The sequence below is a fragment of the Streptomyces botrytidirepellens genome (assembly GCF_003721215.1).
GTDB classification, from domain to species: domain Bacteria; phylum Actinomycetota; class Actinomycetes; order Streptomycetales; family Streptomycetaceae; genus Streptomyces; species Streptomyces himastatinicus.
In genome coordinates, this window is record NZ_RIBZ01000733.1 from 1 (window position 1) to 8,582 (window position 8,582).

The following is an 8,582-nucleotide window of genomic DNA, read 5'->3' on the forward strand; positions in this document are numbered from 1 at the left end:
CGGCGAGCGCGGCGAGCAGCAGCCCGCGGGTGGCGGACGCCTGCTCCACGGCGCGGCCGAGCGGGGCGAGCGCGGGGGCCGGGCCGGTGTCGGCGTCGGCCGGGAGCTTGTGGGCGAGGGTGTCGGCGACCCGGTTCAGCGCCTGGACGGCCTCGGTGTACGCGTCGAAGACGTCGAGGGACGATCCCTTGCCGGTCAGGGCCTGCTGACGGATCTCGGGGAGGGTGTCCAATAACGCGCCGAGGGCGGCCGGGACCTGTCCGCGCACCTCCTCGACCTGCCGGTCGACGCGGGCCCGCTGGTCCTCGGAGACCCCGCCCCCGGCGGAGGTGGTGCGGCCCGCGGCGACGAACGCCGTCATCGCGTCGCGCTCGTCGGCGAGGGAGTGGGCGAGGGCCACCGTGCCGCGGTTGGTCTCGGCGAGGTCGACCAGCTTCTGGGCCTCGGTGGCGTCGTCGAGGGCGCCGAGGACGGCGGGGGCACCGGCGGCGAGGACGGCGACGGAGACGAGGGCGACGGACGCGGTCAGCCGGTTGCGGACGCGCGCCGTGCGCCCGCGCGGCGGCTGGGGCTCCGGAGCCTCGGGAACGGGCCCGGCCGCCGGAGGGGTCGCTTCGGCAGACCCCTGCTCGTGCTGATCGCGGGGCTCACTGATGTGCTCGCGCTTGGTGCCCCGAAGCCGCTTCTTCCGCACCGGTGCTCACCATCTTTTCTCGCCCGACCGCTGTGGTTCCAGACCGCTGTGGTTCAGAGGTGACGACGGATCAACTCTTGTGAATCCCCACCCCTGGTGGGGATTCCGACCCTTGCAGGGACGGCTCCGGGGCGGATACGCATCACCCACCCGGCCCACCCGAACGAGTGAACCGCATTGCGTAGTTGAGCACCAACTTTCGTCACGGACCATACCCGGCGGCCGAATTTCCCGGGCTGGAAAACGCTTGTCCGTCCTGGCAGGATGCGCATCCCCCTGCCCACCTTCCGCGGCCGCGCCCCGGAACGGGAGCTACCGGTGAGCTACCGGTGAGCTACCGGTCGTCGTCCGGCAGACTGACGGCATGCGCATCGAACTGGCGACCGCCCCCGGCGACCCGCGGCGCCCCAACGAGGACTACGCGTCCGTGGCCCTGCCCGCGTCGGGACACGGCGGCGCGCTCGTGGTGCTGGACGGGGTGACCCCGCCCGAGGGCGACGCCGGATGCGCCCACGGCGTGCCCTGGTACACCGCCCGGCTCGGCGGCGCGCTGCTGGAGCTGACCGGTTCACGGCGGGACGCGTCGCTCGCCGACTGCCTCGCGTACGCGATCGGGCGCACCGCCGAGGCACATAGTTCAACTTGTGACCTTTCTCACCCCCTGACCCCTCAGGCGACCGTGGTCGCGGCGCGCTGGGACGCGGACCGGGTCGAGTACCTGGTGCTCTCCGACTCCGTCCTGCTCATCGAGCGGACCGGGGGCGGCGTGACGGCCGTGCTCGACGACCGCATCGACCGGCTGCGCGCCGAGGGGCGGCGGGTGGGCCCGCTGCGCAACGTCGAGGGCGGCTTCTTCACCGCCGCGGCCGATCCGGCGGTGACCGCCAAGGCGGTCACCGGCAGCCTGCCGCGCACGGAGGTACGGGCGCTGGCGGCCCTCACCGACGGGGCGTCGCGCTGGGTCGAGGTGTTCCGCGAGGGCGACTGGGCCGCCTGCCTCGGGCTGCTGCGCAAGGAGGGGCCGCAGGCGCTGATCGACCGGGTGCGGGCGGCGGAGCAGGCCGACCCGGACCGGACGGCCTTCCCCCGGGGCAAGGCCCACGACGACGCGGCGGCCGTCCTCGTCGAGCCGTAGGGGGTGTCACGCTCGCGCGACGGTCCGCACCCATGATGGGCGTCCCCGCCGAGCCGCGGCGGCCGTTGTCGCGGCGGCCGTCCCACCGAGTCGCGGGCGCCCGCGCCGGGCCTGAGCGGCCTCGCCCGGGGCGACGGCCAACCCTCGCCGGGCCGTCAGCGGACGCCGGAGGCCGCCGTCTTCAGGGGGCGGGTACCGCAGTCGCCACACCCACGTCGCCGGATCGGCGCGGCTCGCCGATCCTGACGTACATGAGCGCCCTACTGGTCCCGCTCCGCGCGGGACGCCTGCCCGGGCTCGTCGGCTTCCTGCGTACTGTTCAACCGGTGCAGCAGCCGCGCGAGTTCGGCGACCTCGCTGCGCTCCCAGGCGGCGAGACGGCGGGCGTACCGCGCGCGCCGGGCGCCGCGGACCCGTCGGAAGCGGGCCCGGCCCTCGTCCGTCAGCTGCACCAGGAAGGCCCGGCCGTCCGCCGGGTCGGGCGCCCGGGTCACCAGCCCGAGGCCCTCCAGCGCGCGCAGCTGACGGCTCATCGTCGCCTTGCCCACACCGATGTAGGCCGCGAGGTCCGTCGCGCGCTGCTCCCCCGCGTCCTCCAGGCGCATCAGCAGCCCGTACGCGGCGGATTCCAGGTCGGGGTGGACCTCGCGGGCCAATTCGCCCGAGGAGGCGCGGGCGCGGCGCAGGAAGACGGCCAATTCGCGCTCCAGCGCCAGGAACGCATGGTCCACACCAATTCCGCCCACGGTGCCGCCCTCGCCCTCCTCGGGGGGCGTTGCCCTGTTGTTGTGCACGTCAGAGCCCTCTCCGGGTTTTCACATCGTGAAAGTTTCTTGCACGCACGGCTGTTACCGCAGCTCCATCAGTATTTCGCAGGATTAGACCAACGGCAGCCGGCCCCGACCCTTCCCCGTCGCTATCTACGCCCGTAGCGTCACTTATGACATGGCCATACCAACCGCATGTCTTCCCCGCTCCCCCCACCGAGGCTTCGGAGGCACGCCATGCCCGTCCAGAGACCCGGCCCGACCCGGCGCACCCCCGGCGCGCTGATCGGCCTGCTCGCCGCCCTCCTTTCCGCCCTCCTCACCGCGTCCTTCGCGCTGTCCGGCCCCGCGTTCGCCGATGACGCCCCGACCGACGCACCGACCGCGGACGGCGGCACGAAGGCCATCCCGCACCCCGAGGACGACTGGGCGGGTTCACAGATTCTCAAACACGAGGGCGGCTCGACGACCGGCGAACCGCCCTCGCCGGCCGATCTGCTCGCCACCGTCGAAGGCGTGGACGTCAGCAGCCACCAGGGCAACGTCGCCTGGTCGACCCTCTGGAACAGCGGGGTCAAGTTCGCCTACGTGAAGGCGACCGAGGGCACCAGCTACACCAACCCGTACTTCGCCCAGCAGTACAACGGCTCGTACGACGCGGGCATGATCCGCGGGGCGTACCACTTCGCGCTGCCGGACAACTCCTCCGGCGCCGCCCAGGCCAACTACTTCGTCGACCACGGAGGCGGCTGGAGCAAGGACGGCAAGACGCTGCCGGGCGCGCTGGACATGGAGTACAACCCGTACGGCGCCACCTGTTACGGCAAAAGCGCCAGCGCGATGGTCAGCTGGATCAAGGACTTCACCAGCACCTACAAGTCGCGCACCGGCCGCGACCCGGTGATCTACACCTCCACCAGCTGGTGGAAGAGCTGCACCGGCAACTCCAGCGCCTTCGGCGGCGTCAACCCGCTGTGGATCCCGCGCTACGGCTCCTCCGTCGGTGAGCTCCCGGCGGGCTGGGGCTTCCACACCATCTGGCAGTACACCTCCTCCGGCCCGACGGTCGGCGACCACAACCTGTTCAACGGCGCGATCGACCGGCTGAAGGCGCTCGCCAACGGCTGAGACCGGCGCCCGAGCCGCCCAACCCCCCACCTACTCGACGCCCCTCGCCCTCCGGTGCACGGACAGGTCTGTCTGTACGCTGGAGGGCATCGGCCGTTCCTCCGGCCGCCCCGGCCCACCCGAGGAGCGTCACCATGAGCAGCGCCCGGCCCTCCGCCCGCGACCGGATCCTGTCCACGGCGACCGGCCTCTTCAACGCCCACGGCGTACGCGGCGTCGGAGTGGACCGGATCATCGCCGAGTCGGGCGTGGCCAAGGCGACGCTGTACGCCCACTTCCGCTGCAAGGACGACCTCGTCCTGGCCTATCTGCGGCAGTCGGACACCCACTGGCGCGGCGCGCTGACCGAGGCCGCCGAGGCGGCCGGGCCCGATCCGCGCGACCAGCTCACCGGCCTCTTCGACGCGCTGAGCGCGGCGACCCTGCGGGACGGCTTCCGCGGCTGCGCGTTCATCAGGACCGCGGGCGAGACGGAGCCGGGCGGCGAAGCGCACGCGGCGACGGCCGAGCACAAGCGCGCCGTACGGGCCTGGCTGACCGAGCTGGCCCGGGCGGCAGGCGCCGCCGACCCCGAGCAGCTCGCCCTGCGGATCTCGCTCCTCGTCGACGGCGCGATGGCCGCGGCGGCGCTGGAGCCCCGGCCGGAGATCGCGGAGGCGGCGCGGGAAGCGGCGCGGACGCTGATCGCGGAGGCGTGCCCGGCCCGGGTGTAGCACCTCGCCGCGGGTGCAGCACCCCGGCGCGGGTGCAGCACCCCGGATACGACGAAGGGCCCGGCCGCACGCGAGGCGGCCGGGCCCTTCGATCTGTCCTTACGCCACGGCGAGGTCCCGCTCGCGCGGCACCCCGGACGCCAGCAGCGCGCGGTAGTGCTCCTGGTGCGCGGCGAGCGCCGCGTCGTCCAGCCCGTGCGTGCCGTGGACGACGAAGGGCTCCTCGTAGCGCATGCCGGTGATGTTGGCGGTCGCGTCGAAGGTGTTGAGCAGCTCGGCGACCGTGAAGCGCTTGAACCCCTCGGGCCGGTACATCTCCTCCGAGGCACCCGCCGTGGTGGCGACGAGCAGCGCCTTGCCCCGCAGCGCGGTGCCCTGCGAGCCGTACGCGAAGCCGTGCAGGAACACCTCGTCCAGCCACTTCTTCAGCAGCGGCGGCGCCGAGTACCAGTAGAAGGGGAACTGGAGCACGATCCGGTCGTGCTCCAGCAGCAGCCGCTGCTCGCGCTCGACGTCGATGACCAGGTCCGGGTAGGTGGCGTACAGGTCGTGCAGCGTGACGCCGTCCACCGGACGCGCGGCCTCGGCGAGGGCGGCGTTGACGCGCGAGGCGGCGAGGTCGGGGTGGGCGAGGACGACGAGAGTGCGCACGGCTTTCCTCCGCGAGAAGCAATGACTGAACAGACAGGTCTGTCTGGTTGCCTGCTCAAGCTACCAGACAGACCTGTCTGACTGTCAACGACGGCCCGCGCCGCTGCGCGGCTACGCCGCCACCGGGACCTCCGGGGCGCTCGCCGAGGCGGGCTGGAGGGCCAGCTCCAGGACCTGGCGGACGTCCGAGACCGGGTGGACGTCGAGCTTCTCCAGGACCTCGGCGGGCACGTCGTCCAGATCCGGCTCGTTCCGCTTGGGGATGATCACGGTGGTCACCCCGGCCCGGTGCGCCGCCAGCAGCTTCTGCTTGACGCCGCCGATCGGCAGCACCCGCCCGGTCAGCGAGACCTCGCCCGTCATCGCCACGTCCGGCCGCACCTGGCGGCCCGAGAGCAGCGAGGCCAGGGCGGTGGTCATGGTGATGCCCGCGCTCGGGCCGTCCTTGGGCACCGCGCCCGCCGGTACGTGGAGGTGGATGCCGCGCTCCTTCAGGTCGGCGACCGGCAGCTCCAGCTCCGCGCCGTGGGAGCGCAGGAAGGACAGGGCGATCTGGGCGGACTCCTTCATGACGTCACCCAGCTGTCCGGTCAGGGTCAGCCCCGCGCCGCCCGTCTCGGCGTCCGCGAGCGACGCCTCCACGTACAGCACGTCGCCACCCGCGCCCGTCACCGCGAGCCCGGTCGCCACGCCCGGCACGGAGGTGCGGCGCTCGGCCGGGTCCTGCGCGGACTCGGGGGTGTGGTGCGGCCGCCCGATCAGCGGACGCAAGCTCTCCACCCCCACCGTGAACGGCAGTTCGCGCTCACCCAGCTCGTGCTGGGCCGCCACCTTGCGCAGCAGCCGCGCGATCGAGCGCTCCAGGGTCCGTACGCCCGCCTCGCGGGTGTACTCCCCGGCGAGCTTGCGCAGCGCCTCGTCCGCCACCTCGACCTCGCCCGGCTCCAGACCGGCGCGCTCCAGCTGCCGGGGCAGCAGGTGGTCGCGGGCGATGGTGACCTTCTCGTCCTCGGTGTAGCCGTCCAGGCGCACCAGCTCCATGCGGTCCAGCAGCGCCTCCGGGATGGCTTCCAGGACGTTGGCCGTGGCCAGGAAGACCACGTCGGACAGGTCGAGTTCGACCTCCAGGTAGTGGTCGCGGAAGGTGTGGTTCTGCGCCGGGTCCAGGACCTCCAGCAGGGCCGCGGCGGGGTCGCCGCGGAAGTCGGAGCCGACCTTGTCGATCTCGTCCAGGAGGACCACCGGGTTCATCGAGCCCGCCTCCTTGATGGCCCGGACGACCCGGCCGGGCAGCGCGCCCACGTACGTACGCCGGTGACCGCGGATCTCCGCCTCGTCGCGGACGCCGCCGAGCGCGACCCGGACGAACTTCCGCCCCATCGCGCGGGCCACGCTCTCGCCGAGGCTGGTCTTCCCGACGCCGGGCGGACCGACGAGCGCCAGCACGGCCCCGCCGCGCCGCCCGCCCACGACCCCGAGGCCGCGGTCGGCGCGGCGCTTGCGCACCGCCAGGTACTCGGTGATCCGCTCCTTCACGTCCGCCAGGCCCGCGTGGTCGGCGTCGAGCACCGCCTGGGCGCCGGGGATGTCGTACGCGTCCTCGGTGCGCTCGTTCCACGGCAGCTCCAGGACGGTGTCCAGCCAGGTGCGGATCCAGCTGCCCTCGGGGCTCTGGTCGCTGGCCCGCTCCAGCTTGTCGACCTCCTTCAGCGCCGCCTCGCGCACCTTTTCCGGCAGATCGGCGGCCTCGACCCGGGCCCGGTAGTCGTCGGACTCGTCCTCCGGATCGCCGTTCAGCTCGGCCAGCTCCTTGCGCACGGCCTCCATCTGCCGCCGCAGCAGGAACTCGCGCTGCTGCTTGTCGACGCCCTCCTGGACGTCCTTGGCGATCGACTCGGCCACGTCCTGCTCGGCCATGTGGTCGCTCAGCCAGGTCACGGCCAGCTTGAGCCGGGCCACCGGGTCGGCGGTCTCCAGCAGCTCCACGCGCTGGGCAACGCTGAGGAACGGCGAGTATCCGGAGTTGTCGGCGAGCTGCGAGACGTCGTCGATCTGCTGCACCCGGTCCACGACCTGCCAGGCGCCGCGCTTGCGCAGCCAGCTGGTGGCCAGCGCCTTGTACTCCTTCATCAGTTCGGTGACGGCACCGGGCAGCGGGTCGGGCACGATCTCCTCGACCGCGGTGCCCTCGATCCACAGCGCGGCCCCGGGCCCGGTCGTCCCGGCCCCGACCCGCACGCGCCGCACCCCGCGGATGAGCGCCCCGGGATCCCCGTCGGACAGCCGGCCCACCTGCTCGACGGTGCCGAGCGTGCCGATGCCCGCGTACGTCCCGTCGATACGCGGCACCAGCAGCACCCGTGGTTTCCCGCCGTCGGACCGGGCGGCGGCCTGCGCGGCCTCCACCGCGGCGCGTACATCGGTATCGGAAAGGTCCAGCGGCACCACCATGCCGGGCAGCACGACCTCGTCATCGAGAGGCAGGACGGGCAGGGTGAGCGGTGTGGACAGCGAAGCCATGATCTCCCCTTCGGCAGGCAAGTTGAGTTATGCAGACTCAATGCCTGGGAGCCTCCAGGTGTTCCCGAGTCCGTGTTCGCTGTGAGCGATCACCTGCCCCGGCTGCCGTGAACCGCCGCGGGGCTCCCGAGCGATAGAGGAAGCGTGAGACCGTTACGCCCCCTGGGGGCCCACTCGAGCGACACGGAGCTGCTGCGCGCCGTCGCGCGGGGCGACGCCGACGCGCTCGCCACGCTGTACGACCGGCACGGCGGCTGGCTGCACGCCCGGCTCACCCGGCGCTGCGCCGACCCCGAGACCGTGCAGGAAGTGCTCCAGGACACCTTCGTCACCGTCTGGCGGTCCGCCGCCTCGCACCGCGGCGGCGAGGCGGGCGGCTGGCTGTGGACCATCGCGGCCCGCCGCCTCGTCGACGCCCGGCGCACCGCCGTCCGGACCGCCGAGGCGCAGTCCGCGCACGCCCGCCACGACCCCGACGCAGCGCGTGCGACCACGCCCTCGGCGGAGGACCGGGTGCTCGACGCGCTGGAGTACGGCACCGTCGGCACCGCCCTGGACCGGCTCTCCCCCGAGCTGCGCGCCGTCCTGCGCGCCACGGTGGTGGACGGGCTCACCACGCGCGAGGCGGCACAGCTCCTCGGCATCCCCGAGGGCACCGTCAAGTCGCGCGCCCGCCGCGCCCGCCGCGAACTGCGCTCCGTACTCGCCCAGCTGTCCCCGCTGCCCGCGCCGCACCCGCTGGGAGGCACCCCATGACCCCTGCCTGGCATGTGACCCCCGCCCAGGCGGCGTCGTACGCCGACGGCTCGCTGCCGGAGCTGGACGCCTGGTCGGTCGACAAGCACCTGGAGGCGTGCACGCCCTGCGCCGCCCGCGTCTCCGCCGCAGTCCGCGCGGGCACGGCGGCCCCCGCCCTGGCGGCGGTACGGGCCGCCCTGCTGGCCACCGCGACGACGCCGGACGGGGCGGCCCCC

9 protein-coding genes are annotated in these 8,582 nt (G+C 73.4%); 5 read left to right on the forward strand and 4 right to left on the reverse strand.

The features are described 5' to 3' along the window. A partial coding sequence (locus tag EEJ42_RS37390) for a nitrate- and nitrite sensing domain-containing protein (RefSeq protein WP_184503462.1) occupies positions 1-694 on the reverse strand: 694 nt, incomplete at its 3' end. A 364-nt stretch (positions 695-1,058) separates the two neighbouring features. Between EEJ42_RS37390 and EEJ42_RS37395 the strand changes: the two genes are divergently transcribed. Beyond that, positions 1,059-1,829, forward strand: a complete 771-nt coding sequence (locus EEJ42_RS37395) for a protein phosphatase 2C domain-containing protein (RefSeq protein ID WP_123106634.1) — start codon at positions 1,059-1,061, stop codon at positions 1,827-1,829. A 260-nt stretch (positions 1,830-2,089) separates the two neighbouring features. Here EEJ42_RS37395 and EEJ42_RS37400 read toward each other — a convergent pair whose 3' ends face one another. Then, the gene (locus tag EEJ42_RS37400; protein WP_246097618.1) at positions 2,090-2,623 is read right to left on the reverse strand and encodes a MarR family winged helix-turn-helix transcriptional regulator; all 534 of its coding nucleotides are present in this window, start codon (positions 2,621-2,623) and stop codon (positions 2,090-2,092) included. Positions 2,624-2,833: 210 nt separating this feature from the next. Here EEJ42_RS37400 and EEJ42_RS37405 point away from each other — a divergent pair, with 210 nt between their 5' ends. Then, entirely contained in the window at positions 2,834-3,724 is an 891-nt protein-coding gene (locus EEJ42_RS37405; protein WP_123106635.1) for a lysozyme, read from the forward strand. Between the two features lie 134 nt (positions 3,725-3,858). After that, positions 3,859-4,437 carry a TetR/AcrR family transcriptional regulator gene (locus EEJ42_RS37410; protein WP_123106636.1) on the forward strand — a complete coding sequence of 193 codons (579 nt, stop codon included), beginning with the start codon at positions 3,859-3,861 and terminating at the stop codon, positions 4,435-4,437. A gap of 99 nt (positions 4,438-4,536) precedes the next feature. On the opposite strand, the gene EEJ42_RS37415 is transcribed toward EEJ42_RS37410, so the two are convergent. Both EEJ42_RS37415 and lon read right to left on the reverse strand, forming a co-directional pair. Then, complete coding sequence (locus tag EEJ42_RS37415; RefSeq protein WP_246097619.1) at positions 4,537-5,088, reverse strand: NAD(P)H-dependent oxidoreductase; 552 nt, start codon at positions 5,086-5,088, stop codon at positions 4,537-4,539. Between the two features lie 111 nt (positions 5,089-5,199). After that, entirely contained in the window at positions 5,200-7,608 is a 2,409-nt protein-coding gene (gene lon, locus EEJ42_RS37420; RefSeq protein ID WP_123106638.1) for an endopeptidase La, read from the reverse strand. Between the two features lie 144 nt (positions 7,609-7,752). Here lon and EEJ42_RS37425 point away from each other — a divergent pair, with 144 nt between their 5' ends. Then, positions 7,753-8,364 (forward strand): RNA polymerase sigma factor, encoded by a 612-nt coding sequence (locus EEJ42_RS37425; protein ID WP_246097620.1) that lies wholly within the window; start codon positions 7,753-7,755, stop codon positions 8,362-8,364. After that, positions 8,361-8,582: zf-HC2 domain-containing protein (locus EEJ42_RS37430; protein WP_148082164.1), on the forward strand; the 222-nt coding region annotated here is incomplete at its 3' end. The genes EEJ42_RS37425 and EEJ42_RS37430, both read left to right, overlap by 4 nt.